The sequence below is a fragment of the Lactobacillus sp. UCMA15818 genome, assembly GCF_030400225.1.
In the GTDB taxonomy this organism is placed as follows: Bacteria; Bacillota; Bacilli; order Lactobacillales; family Lactobacillaceae; genus Liquorilactobacillus.
Genome location: NZ_VJYB01000042.1, coordinates 1 through 461 on the forward strand (window position 1 = coordinate 1; position 461 = coordinate 461).

At 42.5% G+C, this 461-nt stretch carries 2 tRNA genes and 1 rRNA gene; all 3 read left to right on the forward strand.

The features are described from left to right. A 16S ribosomal RNA gene (locus FFX44_RS12590) occupies nucleotides 1–69 on the forward strand; the annotation flags it as partial. An 83-nt stretch (nucleotides 70–152) separates the two neighbouring features. Beyond that, nucleotides 153–227 (forward strand) — tRNA-Ile (locus FFX44_RS12595). Nucleotides 228–246: 19 nt separating this feature from the next. After that, nucleotides 247–319, forward strand: a tRNA-Ala gene (locus FFX44_RS12600). Nucleotides 320–461 lie beyond the last annotated feature (142 nt).

A 461-nucleotide genomic window follows, 5' to 3' on the forward strand; every position in this document is an offset into this window, starting at 1 on the left:
GGACAGATGATTGGGGTGAAGTCGTAACAAGGTAGCCGTAGGAGAACCTGCGGCTGGATCACCTCCTTTCTAAGGATATAACGGAAACCTACACACGATTGTTGAAACTTTGTTTAGTTTTGAGAGGCCTACTTCTCTTTTGAGGATGTTATGGGCCTATAGCTCAGCTGGTTTAGAGCGCACGCCTGATAAGCGTGAGGTCGATGGTTCAAGTCCATTTAGGCCCATCCTTTTTTATATTTTTATGGGGCCTTAGCTCAGCTGGGAGAGCGCCTGCTTTGCACGCAGGAGGTCATCGGTTCGATCCCGTTAGGCTCCATTGACAAGAAAATTGTCAAACTTGTTCTTTGAAAACTAGATAATATTTTTCTAAAATAATTAACAAACCGAGAAATACCGCGTTTTAAAGAGTTTAAAACAAGAAAAATCTTGAACGCTAAACTCATAACCGCTTTACCGTA